Annotated in this window: 21 protein-coding genes and 1 tRNA gene; 12 read left to right on the plus strand and 10 right to left on the minus strand. The window is 34.7% G+C overall.

Annotated elements, in window-relative coordinates; genetic code table 11:
• The 6 genes from KO464_02555 to KO464_02580 all read left to right on the plus strand — a co-directional run bounded on the left by KO464_02555 (nt 1) and on the right by KO464_02580 (nt 7503).
• Nucleotides 1-663 carry a TrkA family potassium uptake protein gene (locus KO464_02555; protein ID MCC7572252.1) on the plus strand — a complete coding sequence of 221 codons (663 nt, stop codon included), beginning with the start codon at nt 1-3 and terminating at the stop codon, nt 661-663.
• Between the two features lie 39 nt (nt 664-702).
• A complete protein-coding gene (locus tag KO464_02560; GenBank protein MCC7572253.1) occupies nt 703-933 on the plus strand; it encodes a hypothetical protein in 231 nt (76 codons plus the stop codon).
• A 47-nt stretch (nt 934-980) separates the two neighbouring features.
• Nucleotides 981-1844 carry a DMT family transporter gene (locus tag KO464_02565; protein MCC7572254.1) on the plus strand — a complete coding sequence of 288 codons (864 nt, stop codon included), beginning with the start codon at nt 981-983 and terminating at the stop codon, nt 1842-1844.
• A 123-nt stretch (nt 1845-1967) separates the two neighbouring features.
• The gene (locus KO464_02570) at nt 1968-4718 is read left to right on the plus strand and encodes a DEAD/DEAH box helicase family protein (protein ID MCC7572255.1); all 2751 of its coding nucleotides are present in this window, start codon (nt 1968-1970) and stop codon (nt 4716-4718) included.
• Nucleotides 4715-6055, plus strand: coding sequence for a restriction endonuclease subunit S (locus KO464_02575; protein ID MCC7572256.1), 1341 nt, complete (start codon nt 4715-4717; stop codon nt 6053-6055). Before KO464_02570 ends, KO464_02575 begins: the two co-directional genes overlap by 4 nt.
• Nucleotides 6052-7503: a type I restriction-modification system subunit M gene (locus tag KO464_02580; protein MCC7572257.1), complete on the plus strand. Its 1452-nt coding sequence runs from the start codon at nt 6052-6054 to the stop codon at nt 7501-7503. Before KO464_02575 ends, KO464_02580 begins: the two co-directional genes overlap by 4 nt.
• A gap of 4 nt (nt 7504-7507) precedes the next feature.
• Here the strand turns inward: KO464_02580 and KO464_02585 are convergent, their stop codons facing one another.
• From KO464_02585 to KO464_02605, 5 genes are all read right to left on the minus strand, one after another.
• Complete coding sequence (locus KO464_02585) at nt 7508-7816, minus strand: hypothetical protein (protein ID MCC7572258.1); 309 nt, start codon at nt 7814-7816, stop codon at nt 7508-7510.
• An 814-nt stretch (nt 7817-8630) separates the two neighbouring features.
• The gene (locus KO464_02590) at nt 8631-9671 is read right to left on the minus strand and encodes a PAS domain S-box protein (protein ID MCC7572259.1); all 1041 of its coding nucleotides are present in this window, start codon (nt 9669-9671) and stop codon (nt 8631-8633) included.
• Between the two features lie 44 nt (nt 9672-9715).
• Complete coding sequence (locus KO464_02595) at nt 9716-10144, minus strand: hypothetical protein (GenBank protein MCC7572260.1); 429 nt, start codon at nt 10142-10144, stop codon at nt 9716-9718.
• 41 nt (nt 10145-10185) lie between these two features.
• Nucleotides 10186-11634 (minus strand): hypothetical protein, encoded by a 1449-nt coding sequence (locus KO464_02600; GenBank protein MCC7572261.1) that lies wholly within the window; start codon nt 11632-11634, stop codon nt 10186-10188.
• 2 nt (nt 11635-11636) lie between these two features.
• On the minus strand, nt 11637-12347 hold the full coding sequence (locus tag KO464_02605) for an ABC transporter ATP-binding protein (GenBank protein MCC7572262.1): 711 nt from the start codon (nt 12345-12347) through the stop codon (nt 11637-11639).
• Nucleotides 12348-12479: 132 nt separating this feature from the next.
• Between KO464_02605 and KO464_02610 the strand changes: the two genes are divergently transcribed.
• The 3 genes from KO464_02610 to KO464_02620 are packed head-to-tail and all read left to right on the plus strand — an operon-like array spanning nt 12480 to nt 13053.
• Complete coding sequence (locus tag KO464_02610) at nt 12480-12623, plus strand: flavodoxin domain-containing protein (GenBank protein ID MCC7572263.1); 144 nt, start codon at nt 12480-12482, stop codon at nt 12621-12623.
• Nucleotides 12620-12817, plus strand: a complete 198-nt coding sequence (locus KO464_02615) for a hypothetical protein (protein MCC7572264.1) — start codon at nt 12620-12622, stop codon at nt 12815-12817. The genes KO464_02610 and KO464_02615 overlap by 4 nt, the downstream gene beginning before the upstream one ends.
• Nucleotides 12805-13053, plus strand: coding sequence for a hypothetical protein (locus KO464_02620; GenBank protein ID MCC7572265.1), 249 nt, complete (start codon nt 12805-12807; stop codon nt 13051-13053). Before KO464_02615 ends, KO464_02620 begins: the two co-directional genes overlap by 13 nt.
• Nucleotides 13054-13067: 14 nt before the next feature.
• Here the strand turns inward: KO464_02620 and KO464_02625 are convergent, their stop codons facing one another.
• Complete coding sequence (locus KO464_02625) at nt 13068-13637, minus strand: DJ-1/PfpI family protein (GenBank protein ID MCC7572266.1); 570 nt, start codon at nt 13635-13637, stop codon at nt 13068-13070.
• A 139-nt stretch (nt 13638-13776) separates the two neighbouring features.
• On the opposite strand from KO464_02625, the gene KO464_02630 reads away from it, so the two are divergent.
• Together KO464_02630 and KO464_02635 are read left to right on the plus strand one after the other, a co-directional pair.
• A complete protein-coding gene (locus KO464_02630; GenBank protein ID MCC7572267.1) occupies nt 13777-14466 on the plus strand; it encodes an AzlC family ABC transporter permease in 690 nt (229 codons plus the stop codon).
• The gene (locus KO464_02635) at nt 14459-14764 is read left to right on the plus strand and encodes an AzlD domain-containing protein (protein ID MCC7572268.1); all 306 of its coding nucleotides are present in this window, start codon (nt 14459-14461) and stop codon (nt 14762-14764) included. Before KO464_02630 ends, KO464_02635 begins: the two co-directional genes overlap by 8 nt.
• A gap of 8 nt (nt 14765-14772) precedes the next feature.
• Here the strand turns inward: KO464_02635 and KO464_02640 are convergent, their stop codons facing one another.
• Nucleotides 14773-15117, minus strand: a complete 345-nt coding sequence (locus tag KO464_02640) for a hypothetical protein (GenBank protein ID MCC7572269.1) — start codon at nt 15115-15117, stop codon at nt 14773-14775.
• A gap of 150 nt (nt 15118-15267) precedes the next feature.
• Here KO464_02640 and KO464_02645 point away from each other — a divergent pair, with 150 nt between their 5' ends.
• On the plus strand, nt 15268-15507 hold the full coding sequence (locus KO464_02645) for a hypothetical protein (GenBank protein MCC7572270.1): 240 nt from the start codon (nt 15268-15270) through the stop codon (nt 15505-15507).
• A 2-nt stretch (nt 15508-15509) separates the two neighbouring features.
• Here KO464_02645 and KO464_02650 read toward each other — a convergent pair whose 3' ends face one another.
• The 3 genes from KO464_02650 to KO464_02660 all read right to left on the minus strand — a co-directional run bounded on the left by KO464_02650 (nt 15510) and on the right by KO464_02660 (nt 17054).
• The gene (locus KO464_02650; protein ID MCC7572271.1) at nt 15510-16001 is read right to left on the minus strand and encodes a GNAT family N-acetyltransferase; all 492 of its coding nucleotides are present in this window, start codon (nt 15999-16001) and stop codon (nt 15510-15512) included.
• 451 nt (nt 16002-16452) lie between these two features.
• Nucleotides 16453-16539 (minus strand) — tRNA-Ser (locus KO464_02655).
• Between the two features lie 44 nt (nt 16540-16583).
• On the minus strand, nt 16584-17054 hold the full coding sequence (locus tag KO464_02660; GenBank protein ID MCC7572272.1) for a GNAT family N-acetyltransferase: 471 nt from the start codon (nt 17052-17054) through the stop codon (nt 16584-16586).
• Nucleotides 17055-17068 lie beyond the last annotated feature (14 nt).

A 17068-nucleotide genomic window follows, 5' to 3' on the forward strand; every position in this document is an offset into this window, starting at 1 on the left:
ATGAAACAGTTTGTAGTTATTGGTCTTGGAAATTTTGGGGTGAACGTTGCAACTGCCCTCCACAAACTAGGCAATCAAGTTCTAGTAATTGATGAATCTGAGAGAAAAGTAGAACAGATTAAGGAGTTAGTAACCCAAGCTATTGTTGCTGATGCGACTGATAAGAAGGTGCTAACAGAATTTGTGGATAAATCTATCGATGGGGCAATAGTATGCATGAGAGATAACATTGAAGCCAGTGTAATGATTACTCTATATCTGAAGGATCTAGGCGTTGAAAAGATAATAGCAAAGGCGATAAATGAAGACCATGGCCGTATTTTGGAACTAGTAGGGGCTACAAAGATAATTTATCCTGAAAAAGATGTTGCAATTGAACTTGCCGAAACCTTAACAACTCCAAACCTTATCAATTGGCTTCCTGTGGAGCCTGACTATAAAATATTTGAGTTAAAAGCTCCAAAGGAATATGTAGGGAAGACTCTTGCAGAGCTAAAGCTAGACGATAACTATGGGATCCAGGTAATAGCTGTAAAAGAAGGGCCAAAAGGACCTTTTCATTTAATCCCTGGAGGAAGCTTTACCATAACTGAAAATAGCTCTCTTGCCATAATAGGCAAAAATGAGGATATCGCTAAACTAAAATCAAATGATAAAATATAACAAATAACTTTTTATTTCTAAACATCCAATTATTACTGTATGGATGAAGAAGATAAGATTGTCCTTATGGGAATTGGAGCTTTCGGCGCCTTGGCTTATCTTGCCGTAAAAGAGATTCAGAAAAGAGAAGCTTTGGAAGAGCAAGGTGAATCTAAGTTATCGAACCAGGGTGATGCAATTTTTGAAGCAGGATATAACCTTTCTGAAAAAGAAGATATAGAAGTTCCAATATACAAAGATATTCTGGAACTTCTTTTTGGGAAGAAGTAAATTTATTAGTAGGAACTCTTTTAAGATACTTGCGATATACCCCTCCAATGGATAAAAAGCAAATAGGCGTTCTGGCAATAGTTGGTGCAAGCGTCATGTGGTCTATAGAGCCCATATTTGCAAAACTTGCCTATGCCAATTCTAGTGTTGTCCAGACATCAGGTTTTAGGGCCATATTTGTCACGATAGTTGCTTTGATCTATGCCCTCACTACAAATGGAAGAAATATCAAGATCTCAAAGAAAGAGTTTTCTGTAATTTTCTATATAGCTGTTTTTGGAACGCTTGTTGCGGATTTATTATTCTATATTGCACTCACAAGAATTCCTGTTCTAAATGCAGTTTTAATTGGGCATCTCCAGCCTATCTTCATTATATTAATAGGCTATTTTATCTTAAAGGATGAAAAACACTCAAAATATGATTATGCAGGCATATTCATAATGATATTTGGGGCGCTACTTGTCACCACACAAACAATACAAAATCTCCTTATCTTGAGAATAGGAACTGTTGGGGACCTATTAGTTGTGGGTGCAACTTTATCTTGGGCTACTACAGGGATAGTTGCAAGAAAGTACCTAAAGACCATGAACTGCGGAATAATCACATTTTATAGATTCTTGATTGCTGCCATATTCTTTTCAATCTATTTACTCTTCAGATCAGAGTTCCAATTTGGAAGTGTAAATCAGATAATAATTGGAATAATAGTTGGAGTCGGATACATTTTATACTATGAAGGTCTTAAAAGAATAAAAGCTGCTCAAGCTGGTGCTTTGGAACTATCAACACCATTTTTTGCAGCGCTTTTGGGGTTTGTTGTTCTTGGGGAGTTAGTAACACCCATGCAGATAGCAGGGATTCTTATTCTATGCATTGGCGTTTATCTACTTTCAAAAAAGGAATAGGTTCAAATAAATAAGTTTTTATAGGCAAATTCCTTAATAATCTTGAATAAATATAGAATTCATATCTGTAACTTTGTAAAAGTCTACATAATATTCAATTTATTGGTATATGGGGATATTTTTATGAATAATGAGGCTAGAGCTAGAGAAGACATTGACAAGATGCTTGTTGATTGCGGCTGGACTGTTCAGGATTATAAACTAATGGATCTTGGTGCTTCAAGAGGTGTTGCAGTAAGAGAGTTCCCACTCCTTACAGGAATTGCAGACTACCTCCTTTTTATTGATAGAAAAGCCTGTGGGGTTCTTGAAGCTAAAAGAGTCGGAATACCTTTAGGTGGTGTTGCAGATCAATCCATAAAATATGTTGGAGGTTTGCCTGAAGATATCCCATCTGTTGGCAATCCACTTCCCTTTGTGTACAATAGCACGGGGAAAGAAATTTCATTTGTTGACATGAGAGACCCAAGGCGACGCTCGAGAAGAATCTTCTCTTTTCACAGACCTGAAACATTGAAGGAATTTCTATCTGATGAAAAGACGTTGAGAGGCAAGTTGCAAGAGATGCCACCACTAATAACTTCTGGATTGCGAGATTGCCAGATTGAGGCAGTTACGAATCTTGAAAGATCATTTAGAGATACAAGACCTCGTGCATTAATCCAGATGGCAACAGGTTCTGGAAAAACTTTTACTGCAATTAGCTTTGTCTATAGGCTGATAAAACATTCAAATGCAAAAAGAGTGCTTTTCTTAGTTGATAGGACAAATCTTGGAAAGCAGGCCATGACAGAGTTTAGCCAGTATAGAACTCCAGATGATGGGAGAAAGTTTACTGAACTTTATAATGTTCAGCATCTCTCTTCAAACGTAATCGACCCCGCAAGTAGGGTTTGTATTTCAACTATCCAAAGAGTCTACTCGATGCTTAGGGGAGAAATCGAAATGGAGAGTGAAACTGAAGAGCAGTCACTTTTTGACCAAGATATCGATGGAACTCCAGTTGATGTTTGTTACAACCCTTTCATCCCAATTGAAACATTTGATTTTATTATAACAGATGAGTGCCACAGATCGATTTACAATCTCTGGAGGCAAGTTTTGGAATATTTTGATGCGTTTATTATTGGATTAACAGCTACACCTTCAAAGCAGACCCTTGGATTTTTCAATCAGAATCTTGTGATGGAGTATAATCATGAACGGGCAGTTGCTGATGGTGTTAATGTAGGGTATGATGTTTATAGAATTAATACTGCAATAACTGAGAAAGGGAGTAGTGTAGAAGCGGGATTTTACATTGATAAGAGGGACAGATTGACAAGGCAGGTTAGATGGGAATCACTTGATGAAGAATTCAAATATGAAGGAAGGGACCTTGATAGGTCAGTTGTTGCACCTGACCAGATCAGAACTGTAATAAAAACATTCAAGGAAAGATTGTTTACCGAGATATTTCCGGGGAGAAAAACAGTACCTAAGACTCTAATCTTTGCAAAAGACGATTCCCATGCTGAGGATATTGTAAATATTATAAGGGAAGAGTTTGGCCAGGGAGATGAATTCTGTAAAAAGATTACTTACAGAACTATGGGCGAGAAACCTGAAGACCTGATAGCAAGTTTCAGAAACTCTTACAATCCAAGGATAGCCGTAACTGTTGATATGATATCAACTGGTACTGACATAAAGCCTTTAGAGTGCCTTATATTCATGCGAGATGTTAAATCAAGAGTTTATTTCGAGCAGATGAAGGGAAGGGGAACAAGAGTGATTAATCCCACCGATTTGCAAATGGTAACTTCTGATGCAAGAAATAAAACTCATTTTGTGATAATAGATGCTGTTGGAGTATGCGAAACAGACAAAACTGATTCAATGCCGCTTGAGAGGGCTAGGAATGTACCTTTAGAGAAGCTTCTTATGGGGATGGCTCTAAGAAAAAAGAACAAAGATATGATATCCTCCCTTGCAGGTAGACTCGCCAAAATTGAAATAGAAATGAATGAAAAGGAGAAACAGGAGATTCAAAAGATTGCTGGAAAGAACATGAACGAGATTGTAAATGAACTTCTTGATGCTGTTGATCCAGATAAAACTATTGAAACTGCATGTAAGATGTTCGATACGACTGAGCCCACAAAGGAGCAGCTGAACAAGGCTACAGAAGAACTCCTAAACAAAGCAAGTAAGCCGTTTGATAATCCAAAGTTTAGGACGAAGATTATTGAGATAAAAAAGAAGAATGAGCAGATAATTGATAATATCAGTAAGGATGAGATTCTATTTGCAGGATTTGATGACCTTGCAGCTGAAAAAGCAAGAATAATTGTAAATAATTTCAAGAACTTTATAGAAGAAAATAAAGATGAATTAACAGCACTTCAAATTATTTATAGCAATCCATACCCAACAAGATTTCTAACTTATGATGCTATTAAGGAGCTTGCTGAGGCAATAGAAAAGCCGCCTTATTACCTTACAACGGATAAGTTATGGGCTGCATATGAGAAGCTAGAAAAATCTAAGGTGAGGGGTGCGGGGCCTCATAAATTACTTACGGATATTGTATCTCTCCTAAAATTTGAACTTGGAGAAATTCAAGTCCTTGAACCTTTTTCGTATACGGTAGATAAGAGATTTGAAGATTGGATTTCGAAGAAGAAAAAGGAAGGCGTAACTTTTACCGCGGAACAGTTAGAATGGCTTAGAATGATAAAAGATCACATTTCTACTTCAATGAGTATTTCTAAGGATGATCTTGAACAGACCCCATTCCACAACAAAGGTGGACTTGTTAAGGCGAATAAAATCTTTGATGGAAAAATTGATAATGTCATGAAGGATCTTCAAGAAGCACTGGTGAGTAAGTGAATGGTGAGCTACCCAAAGGTTGGGTTTGGACGAGCTTAGAAAATTGCGTTGATATTCTAGATAGTCAAAGAAAGCCAATTAATTCAGAAGAACGTCAAGAAAGGATTCTAAATAAAAACGAATCTGATCTTTATCCTTATTATGGGGCCACTGGACAAGTTGGTTGGATTGATGGATATATTTTTGATGAAGAACTTATTCTACTTGGCGAGGATGGTGCGCCTTTCTTAGATTTTACCAAAGACAAATCCTATCTCATTAAAGGTAAAACTTGGGTTAATAATCATGCTCATGTTTTAAGGGCTATAAAGGATATTAGTTTTAATTCTTATATTTGCCATTATCTTAATAGTTTTGATTATCGTAATTACATTACTGGGACAACTAGATACAAGCTTAATCAATCTCAAATGAGAAAAATAATGATTCCCCTCCCACCATTAGCCGAACAACAAAGAATAGTAAACAAAATAGAAGAGCTCTTCACAAATCTTGACAAAGGTATTGAATCTCTAGAGCAAGTCAAATACAAACTTAAAATATATCGCCAAGCTATTTTGAAATATGCAATGGAAGGAAAACTCACTGAAAAGTGGAGAGAAAATAATAAAACATTTTTTGAGGAGTCTAATTCTTTTGATAATAAAGAAGTTATTGCATTTGAAATTCCAAGTAGCTGGAGATTAGTAGAATTAAAAGATGTATCAATTATAATATTAGGACAATCGCCACCCTCGTCTACATATAATGAAAAAAGAATAGGTTTACCTTTTTATCAAGGTAAATCTGAATTTGGTTTAATCTATCCAACTCCAGTTAAGTGGTGTGCTTTTCCAAAAAAAATTGCAGAGAAAGGGGATGTCTTAATTTCAGTTAGGGCTCCTGTTGGCCCTACAAACATCTGCCCTGAAAAATCTTGTATTGGAAGAGGATTGGCTGCAATTAGAGGATTGGGGAATATCGATAATAAATTTATTTTTTACTTATTAAGGAATATTGAAAAGGATATTTCTTCCCAAGCTACAGGTACGACTTTTGAAGCAATTAGGGGAGATGTACTAAAAAAATTGATAATTCCACTCCCTCCTCTCGAAGAACAGCAAGAAATAGTTAACAGAATAGAAAAACTATTCTCTCTTGCAGACCATATAGAAGAAACCGTCAGCTCTAAGCTAGAACAGTCCAAAACTCTTCGCCAAAGCATCCTAAAAAAAGCTTTTGAAGGGCAGCTTGTTCCACAAGATCCTAATGATGAGCCTGCAGAAATTTTACTAGAAAAAATAAAAATGGAAAAGTTAAATAAAGGAAAAGCAATTCAGGAGAAGCTGGTACAATGAGTAACGAAACGCTTGCAGTCCAAAAGCTTTGGAACTATTGCAATGTCCTAAGAGACGATGGAGTAAGTTACGGCGATTATGTAGAGCAACTAACATACTTATTATTTCTAAAAATGGATGATGAGCAAACTAAGCCTCCGTTTAGCAGAGAGTCAAAGATACCAAAAAATCTTAACTGGGAGAGCCTTCTAAAAAAGGATGGTGATGAGCTTGAAGTTCATTACAGGCATATTCTAGAATCTTTAGGGAAAGAAAAGGGGATGATAGGTGTCATCTTCAGAAAAGCCCAGAATAAAATTCAGGACCCTGCAAAACTAAAGAGGCTTGTCATGCTTATTGAAGGAGAAGAAACCTGGATGGGTATGGGTATCGATGTAAAGGGTGCAATCTATGAAGGCTTACTACAAAAGAATGCAGAAGATATCAAAAGTGGCGCCGGTCAGTACTTCACCCCTAGAGCACTAATCAAAGCAATGGTTGAAGTGATAAGGCCAAAACCTGGTGAAACTATCTGTGACCCGGCATGCGGGACAGGGGGATTCCTTTTAGCTTCTTATGACCTAATCTCTAAATATCCGCTAAATGTTGAAGAGAAGAAATTCTTAAGAGAAGGCACATTTCACGGTTGGGACATTGTGGATAGTGTTGTAAGGCTCTGCACAATGAACCTCTACTTGCATGGGATTGGTGGAGAGGAAAGCCCAATAGTAACTGACGATGCACTTGCATCTGACCCTGGAGATAGGTTTGACATAGTGCTCACTAACCCGCCATTTGGAAAGAAGAGTAGCATTACTATAGTAAATGGCGAGGGAAAGATTGAAAAAGAATCACTGACATACCAGAGAAATGACTTCTGGGCAACTACTTCTAACAAGCAGCTAAACTTCCTGCAGCACGTTAAAACTCTACTAAAAATAAATGGCAGGGCCGCAATAGTCGTCCCTGATAACGTGCTTTTCGAAGGTGGGGCTGGAGAAACACTCAGAAAAAGACTCTTACAGCAGTGTGATGTCCACACACTTTTAAGACTCCCAACTGGGATCTTCTATGCGCAAGGTGTAAAGGCAAACGTGCTATTCTTTGATAAAAGGCCGGCAAGTGAAAAACCTTGGACAGAAAAACTCTGGATATATGATCTAAGGACTAACATTCACTTCACCCTGAAAACAAACACTCTAAGATATGAAGATCTAGTAGACTTCATAAAATGCTATAATCCAGAAAATAGGCACGAGAGACGAGAAACTGAAAGGTTCAAAGCATTTACCTATGGAGAGGTCATGAAAAGAGACAAAACAAATCTAGATATCTTCTGGCTAAAAGACAATAGCCTTGGCGACTCAGAAAATCTTCCAGACCCAAAGCTACTAGCTTTAGAAATTGCAGAAGATTTAGAGTCGGCGCTTGACGAGTTTAAAAGAATATATGAAGAATTAGAAGAATAATAAATTAAAGAAGCTTATTCTCCTTCAATATTCTGACAACTTCATCATAAACTTCGTTTAGATCCGTCTCGCTTTTTGCACCGGTAATAATGTACTTGCCATTTTTGTATATTGTAACGTGCCTTCTTTCTCCATTAATCATGACCTTTACAAGGAGCGCAGGATATGTCTCTGGATTGTATTCGGCATGAACAAAGTCAATGATACTGTATGCCTTTACTATATCTACATCATTTGGAAATCTTCCAGTTGCAACAATATTTGTTATTATAGGTCTTGTCCCAAAGGGTACATCTTTCTTCATCAAAATCATCCTTCATTAGCTATATTATTAGTATTGTTGGCACTAGTATATAAGCTTTTATTTTTAACTTCTTTAAAATATAGCCCCTTGACTATTTTTTTCATAAAATTAAATGAAAAACAGTAATAAATATATATTAAGAACTATATTTAGTATTGACATGCTAATAATTTTATTATATGGGCGCAACTCTTGAAAAAAAAATTTGAAAAAGAAATAAGTTTTAATAATAACGAAATTGATTCTAAAACTTTAAAGATATTCTTTGATAAATCTCCATTTGCAATTCAATCATTAAATGAATCTGGCCATATTCTAAATGTAAGTAAAGCATGGCTTGATATCTTGGGGTATTCAAAAGAAGATATAATTGGAAAATCATTTCGTGATTTCCTCTCTGATAATTGTAAAGACCATTTCAGTGAATGCTTTCCTAAATTTAAAGAAATGGGCCAAATAAGTGATGCAGAATTAGAAATGAAAAAGAAAAATGGGGATATAGTCTTTGTATCTTTTAATGGTAAAATTATTCATGATGACAAAGGAAATTTTAAACAAACTTTCTGTTTCTTGAGCGATATAACTAATCGTAAGACAATCGAGACAGAATTGAGTGAAAGCGAAGAAAAGTTTAGAGAGCTTTACAATAACATGAGTACTTGTATGGCAATCTATCAAGCCATTGATGACGGGCAGGATTTCGTTATCAAAGGCATTAACAAGGCAGGAGAGGAAAAAAGCAAAGTAAAAATAGAAGAAATCAAAGGCAAACGTGTTTCAGATGTATTTCCAAGTGTAAAAGAAATCGGACTATTTGATATTTTTAAGAAAGTCTATGCCACCGGCAAACCTGAATATCTTCCAACAAAGTTTTACAAGGATAGTAGGATGTCCCATTGGGTAGAAAACCTGTTTTTAAAAATCTTGGATTCTTTCCTATTACCTCTGAAGGTTTATACCCAGTTAAATCGATAAACTTTGGATTTACATAATTTATGAATCCATTTTTATCTGTTATAACAACTATTGTCGGGGCTTGCTCAATAGCGTTGTATAAAAGTTTTATTTCTCCTTCTAATCTTTTTCTATCTGTGATATCTCTTGATATGTTCAAGATTACGTTTTTCCCTTTCAGTTTTAGTTTTGTTGCAACTACTTCCACGTAAAATAATCTTCCATGTTTATCAATATCTAATACTTCAAATGGTTTTTCTCCATATTTTTCTAATTCTCTTTTTATTGTCTTACCGGCTTTACCTCTTAACTCGGGAGCTTGTAGGTCTGGAATTATTAATGAAAGAAACTCATTTTTTGAATAGCCAAATTTTCTACACGCCGCTTCATTTACATCAATTATTGAATCATCTTCAGCTACTAAGAGCATGGGATCATTGGCCTTCTCAAAATATAGCCTAAATCTTTCTTCACTTTCCTTTAGTTCTTCTTCCATATTTTTCCTATCAGTAATATCATTACCTACCGAAAGTAGAGCCTTAATATCTCCTTTTTTATCCAGTATAGGTTTATTGGTCCAATAAATCCATGCCCGTTCTCCATTCTTTTTTATGTTTTCATTAATGTGCCGAGTATATTTCTCTACATCAAAATAAATCTCAGATATCAGATTTTCTAAAATTCTTCCTGTAGATTCAATTCGAGGGATACACGTTTCTTGCCATTTTTTTCCTATTAGTTCTTCCTCTTTGTAACCAAAAAAATCCAATCCAAATTCATTCATTGAAAGAATTATTCCATCTTTGTCAAATTTTGCAATTATGCTATTTGCATTTTCCACTAGCTCCCTATACTTCTCTTCACTTTTTCTTAGTTTTTCTTTTTCACGTTCAAGTTCATATTTTTTCAAAACATTGTCAAGGTCTGTTTCTATGATTGTCTTAAACTCATTGATTAAATCTTTATAAGTTGTGGCCTTTGGATTATCTTTGTAATCAAGGACACATATTGTCCCAAAAATTGATTATCTGGCCACTGGAGAGGAAATCCAAGGTAATACACCATTCCAAGAGGTATATCTGGATTGTGATCCCACTCTATATCTTTAGTAGCATCAGGGACTAACAAGGACTCATGCTTTTGCATTACAGTTTCACAATAAAGCCCGGTATTAAGATTAGCTCTTTCACCCTTATGATAAGGATTACCTTCAGTTTTACTAGATATAAAAACTTCAATCTCAGGAGGGTCAGCCTTCATTATTAAACCGGCTGGAACTCCGATTTGTTTCGCCATTAAATTCACAATTCTCTGCCATTTATCTAATATTTCTTTAGGCAAATCAGGCTTTTCTGTAATATGTAAATCGGGCATTATAATCAAACTTAACTTATATTTTTATTATTATATAAATTTTCTGCATTTTACATCCCAAACCTTTCATCTCTCCACCTTTTTGGTATTGTGGAGAAGATTATTTTAGAAAAAAATAATAAAATGGTCAAGGTAACAATTAGGGTGACTAAAGAAATGGAATAATTAAACTTTATAGAAAATGAAACAATAACCATAACTATCAATGGAGGGGTAACAAGAGCAAAGAATTTACTTAGTACTTTGGCATCGAAAAGCATAGTGTTTGTCTTCAAACCTGTCAATCTTGCAGTTACACCAACAACATAGATATTTGTGACAAGGGCAACAGTTAAAGCCAATGGCAGCAGATCAATTTCATTTCTTATGATGGATATACCAATGACATAGACTAAAGAAAGCCCAACAGTTAATAAAAAGTAAAATAACAGTTTTGCTTTTATCGCCATATCAACTGAAATGGGCTGATAATTTAGGAATTCATTTGTCTCAAAATTATTGAGCCATGAATACGTCATGACACCAAAGAATCCTACCATGCTTCCATAAAATATCGCATTGTAATCAATTTCTACTCCAAGGCTTATCTCAAACAGAGAGACTATAAAATAAATACCAAGCAATGGCCCGATAAATCCCATTATAACTGGCCCAAATCCCCCGCTTCTCTTAAGTTCCAAAAATTCTTTAGCCAGTAGGGTTTTCATGCTTCCTGTAAAGGCGAATCTACTTTCGGCTGATGATATTTCCTCTTGATACTTGTTTGTTTTCTCTTCAAACCTCTCTTTCATTGAAAGGATGGCAAGTATTGAAAATAGAAATGCAAGAATCACCGGGATAAAGAAAGAAGAAACACCGCCATTTTCCAAGTATCCAATAGGGAAGATTATCCGCTCAATAAGGAAATCGTCCAAAATAAACCTAAGAGAAAGAACTCCGAGGATTCCCAAAATAAAAACTACAAGTAACTTACTAGATATAATTGAAATCGAAGAGGAGAGAAAGCTCAAAGACATTCCTAGCATGAAAGTAATAGTTAAGATGATAAAAATAAGAACTACAAATGAAAGACTAAAGCCAGATATGGGTATAGAAACTAATGCCCCTAATGTAAAAGGTATGATTGAATAGAATAGGTAAAATACGGCATCTTTTAAGAAAAAATAAGACATTACCTTCCTTAAAGAAATTGGAAAAAGTTTTGGTAATTGAAGGATAAGATTGATCTCCCCAAATCGTCGTGTCATTACCTCTTCCCCAATCTTTCCTAAAAATCCCACAACAAAACCATAAAAAAATGCGCCTAGATTTAGAAACAAGATAGCTTTGTATAGCCCCATTGAGTTTATTATAACTGGGGAAGAAAGAGAGAGAATAAAAGAAAGTACAAATATTATTACTGGAAAAAATATTGATCCAACTGCCCCAACAAAGGACTTGTGGAGCCTTAACTCTTCCTTTATCATCAAAACAAATAGATCTAAGTCTAGAAAGGACATTTTTACTCCTCTATAAGTCTCATGAATGTATCCTCTAGATGCTCGCCTTTCTTTAATCTAATTTTCTCTAGACTTCCCTGCGCAATTATCTTCCCTTTATTGATTACGGCAACTTCTGTGCATAGTTTTTCTGCAATCTCTAAAATATGAGTACACATGAATATTGTGCAGCCTTCCTTGACTAGATTAAAGAGGTAATCTCTAATCTTTCTCTGAAATATTGGGTCAAGATTTATGAAAGGCTCGTCAAGAAATAATAACTTTGGCTCGTGGATAAATGCAGCAGAAAGCATCAGTTTCTGCCTCTGGCCTTTAGAAAGATCCTTACACAATATTTCCTTCTTTTCCTCTATCTCAAAGAATCCAATCCACTTGGAAACTTTTTCATTGATATTATCAACGTTTCTTAATCTGCAGACAAACTTTAGGAACTCTTCAGCAGTTAGAAAAGAAGGTGGGCTTTCAGCTTCTGGTACAATCCCGGAGATTCTTTTGATCCCAATTGAGTCTGCTGTTGGAACGCCCATTACCTCTGCATCCCCAGAATCTTGATCAATCTGCCCTGTTAAGATCCGGAGAAGTGTAGTTTTGCCTGCTCCATTTGGGCCCAAAAGACCAAAGAACTCTCCTTTTTTGACTTTTAGATTTATTCCATCAAGTGCTTTGTAATCCCCAAAGTTCTTTGAGATATTACGAGAAATGATTGCAGACATAATGATTTATAGAAATGCTTCATATTTAAGATTACCCAACTATTTTGTGAAAAATACAAATATTCATAATAGTCTGTATAAAAAGTATTAGAAAATAATTTATAGAAAAGAGTTATTGTATCTAATGATATTATGGCAAAAAGTGTTTTAGTCACATATGGTAGTAGGTACGGATGCACAGAGGAAGTATCTAAAGAAATTGGAAAAGTATTAGAAAAAGAAGGATTAAAGGTAAGTTTAATTAATCTTGAAATAGATAAGAATCCCCCGATATAGAAAAATATGATGCTTTTTTAGTCGGCTCGGGAATAAAGATTGGCAAATGGACAAAAGAAACGGATAATTTTCTCAAGAAGAATAAAGAACTATTAAAAAATAAAATATTGGGGCTTTATACATGTTCAGGACTTGCTATTGAAGATGCAGATAAAGCAAAGAAACATATATGGAAGAAAAAATGGAAAAACTAGGTATTGATGCACAATTATTCGATGTTTTCCCAGGAAGATCTATACTAACAGACTTTGACCTTTCCAATCCCAAGATTGGATTTATAGAAAGAAAAATTATAGAACAGGCAGCTAAGGCTCAAGCGAAGGACAATAAACCAATAAAAATTGATGATAGATGGAAGGATGACCCCGGAGGTTTGAAAGAGATTAGATCTTTTGCTTCAAGTTTTGCAGAACTTGTAAACTCTAAATAGTCATTGGTTAGATATTAGCAAACTGTGTAATTTAGGTAGTCCATCTGTACTTGTATCTTTTCTCTAATTTCTTTTCCCATAATCTTTTCACAGAGAAAAAGCCCCAAATCAATAGCAGAGGATACTCCCCGGGCAGTTATAATATTCCCATCCTCAACTATCCTGCAATCTGAAACGTTATTTGTATATTTCTTCAAATCTTCCATAACGACTCTGTGAGTTGTTGCTTTCTTATCGTTTAGTTTTCCCATTACACCTAGTAGTAGAGATGCGTAACATACAGTGCATATCACAGTAGTATCTGGTATTTTTCCTAACCAGTCCAAAAATTCTTTATTTTCCATTAATTCAAAGACTCCTTTACCGCCAGGGATTATGACATAATCGTAACTGGACAAATCATTTCTGACTTTTGTTGGAACAATCTCTAGCCCCTCTACAGATATTACCCTATCAGTAAATGAGCAGACATCGTACTCAATTTGATTTGAGAATCCCATAGTTTTAATTCTAGTCAATGGATCGTATGCTCCAACAAAATCGAGAGTGGTTAGATTGTTATAAATTATAAAAGCTATTCTCATGGAACTCATAATATCAAATAAGAATAATCCTTAAATAATTTATTACTTGCAATAAGAAATTAGTAATGTTTATAAAAAGATTATCATCTGAAAAATTAAATAAATAAAACAATCTTTGAAATAAATAAAGGCGAAATCGATGAAATCAAACTTTATAAAAGGGTTTTCGGCCACCATACCTGTTGCTTTATCTGTATGTGCATATGGTCTTGTTCTTGGGGTTCTTGCATACTCTAAAGGAGTTACTTTTATTGAATTACTGTTAATGGATGTTATCACTTTTGCAGGCTCTGCACAACTACTAATGGTAGAACTCTGGAAAGATCCACTGCCGTTTACAGAGATGCTTTTTGCAGTTTTTGCGATTAATTTAAGATATCTATTAATTGGAGCTTCACTGACACCGCTTTTCAAAGGAAGCTCATTGTTCGAAAAGGCGGCATTGATGCATCTTGTTGCGGATGAAAACTGGGCAGTGACAATGGCAAGATTAAAAAAAGAAAAGATTAATCCCTATTTCCTTTTTGGTGGAGGGATATGCCTTGTTATATGTTGGCTAATTAGTACTCTGGCAGGCCATACTTTTGGATTTATAATATCAGACCCTTATTCAGCGGGACTCGATTTTGTCATAATTATAATTTTTACAGCGTTGGTAGCCAGCTTCTACGACGGAAAAGACAGTGTTTTACCGTGGGTAGTTGCTGCAATATTTGCTTATCTCTCTTTTGTGTTTATACCTGGAAAATGGTATATTGTAATAGGAGGGATTACAGGAGCTTTGATTTATTCGATTCAAAAACATTTTAGAGGTGTCGAAAGTGAATGATTTTGACATGCTAGCGATAACCTTGATAATACTTGCAGGGGTAATCACATACTCTTTAAGATTTGGAGGGTTATTAGTTGGAAATATGCTATCGAAGCACAAGTTTATCGAAAATTTGATAAAAGCTTTGCCTGGAACTCTTCTTCTCTCTTTTATCGTTCCCAGTATAGTGTCTGAAGGAGTATCTGGGGCGATTAGTGCTTTAGCTGCAGGATTAATAGCAAAGAAAACAAACAATGTCCTTATTGCACTAGTGGCAGGTATGGCAATTATAATTTTATTCAGAAATTTTCTATAAAAAAGATGCTAATTTTTTCCTTTTCCGAGTAAATTCATTAAAGCGGTAAATGGAGTTTCTTTTGGGAAGATTCTTACAGTCATCTTGCTATCACAATTTTCAAAAACTATAGTTCCAGAACTTTTTGCTTTATAAACGCAGAATTTCCCATTTATAGCAACTAACTCGACACAACCAGTAGATATACTTTGATTAATTGTTACATTTGTCGGGCATACGAAAAAATTATCCCCAACTTTTAAAGTGTCTTTCTCAAGTATTACAGAAACACAGTCTTCAGATAAAACCGACGTCGTTCCTAAGAACGAGAGTAACAATAATAAGCCGATACTTATAGAAATTTTTTTCTTCATAAGCACACGCCTTTTCGATAGATTAAGGATATATTTACTCAATATAAATCTTTCTGATAAAATGAACCTTAATAATTATGCCAATTAAATAGTCTAACCTTTAGAATAAAGTAGAAAAAGTAAAATAGTTGGAAAGTATAGTATAAATATATGTTAAAACAAGAGAAATTAAAAAGTCTTGCAGACCAGGGAAGACAAATATTGGAACTAAAAGAAGGTGAATATGTGAATAAGGGCGCATTTGCAGCATGGAGGACAAATGTCTTTAATTTCCTAAATGATGAATTTTCAATTGAAGAAGCCCTTGCATTTACTAACATCTGTGAGAATAATCATCATAAAAATGTTCAAAATGGCATATATTTCTTAGAACACTTGAATATTGATTAAAATCAATAATTATTGAGATTCAGTTCTATTTCTGGATCTATTGGATCTTTAAAGCCAAATCTTCTATACATTTTAATACCGTCTTTTGTTGCGTGGAGATTTAGGATATCTATATTCAATATTTTTGCTTCTTCAATTAATATTTTAATTAACTTGGTACTGATCCCATTTTTTCTGGCTTTTGGGATTGTATACATATTAGTGATATACCCATAGCGCCCGTGTAGGCAATCGTATCGCGGAGGGACTCTCCATAATACTAATCCGCTTGTCGCTATGACATCTCCTTCATATTCAACAAGCCATGAGACCATTTTATTTGATTCAATATACTCTTTAAAGAAACTCTCTAATTCTATTTTTAGCTGTTCTAGATTATCTTTATTTTTATTTTCATTTAATCCATCTAATAGGAGAAGCTTGAATTTTATTAAATCAGGTATGTCTTTTGAGGTAGCTTTTCGAAAAACTAGTTTGTCCTTATCGATGTTCATCTTACTACAAAGGATTTATAATTTTTTAATGCTTTCTATTGCCACTATTCATATGTCCTATGTTTCTGTTTTAGCTTCCAAATAGCTTACCACAATAAGGCCATAGCAACCGAATAAAATAAAAATACTAATGAGCAAATACATAAAGAGTTGATTGAATATGTTGGAGCTTATTATATTTCTGGTGTTAGTCCCAATAATAATAAGTTTGGTATTGCGATTCAGTCGATACGATGAAAAGTTATAAGAATAGAAAAGAAAAAATAAATTTATTCTTTGTTTTTGTTCTCTTTTAGGATCTTGTCCATTGGAAGGTCTCTTGATTGGGGTATCACGGAGATCCTGGGTACTGAAATATTATTACAGTTCCATCGCCTAGATTTTGCCTAACTTGAATTAGACTTTAGCTTATTGGATGGATGAAAGATAGGGACAAAACGACTTAAAAAAGCGCCGAGGGGGAGATTTGAACTCCCGCTTCCCTAAGGGAAACCGGATCTCAAGTCCGGCGCACTAATCCAGGCTATACGACCTCGGCTTAAAGTTTCATCAGGTTAGTTAGTTTATAAAATTTTTGGGGAATCAAATCTCAATTTGGTATATCATCTCAAATTCTTTCTTATCGGACAAGGTATCATAGTATTTGACTTCGTCAATCTTTGAAAGAGAGTAAGAATGCTCTTTTACATATTTTAGAAAAGCCTTGTAACTTACTTCATTGTCAGGAGATATTGAAACTTGAATTTTATTACAATCTAGTTCAATAACAGCTTTGATAAAATTATCAATTAAAACTGACGCATAATTCTTGCCACGATGGTCTTTAGATATTCCAATCTGCCAAAGATATACTACTTCTTTATCTAACAAGCCTTTGATGCCAGAGATAAATCCAATTAATTCATCTTCTTCTATCATTAAAAAACATAGATTAGAAAAATAGTTAAATAATGTCCAGTAAGTGAAAGGTGTGTGCAATTCTAGAGGTTTACACCTATCTACAAATTTTCTTATTCTGTCAACATCTTCTACGGTGCAGTTTCTTATTATCATCTAATCCCAAAATA

This window comes from Methanofastidiosum sp. (genome assembly GCA_020854815.1).
Classification (GTDB): domain Archaea; phylum Methanobacteriota_B; class Thermococci; order Methanofastidiosales; family Methanofastidiosaceae; genus Methanofastidiosum.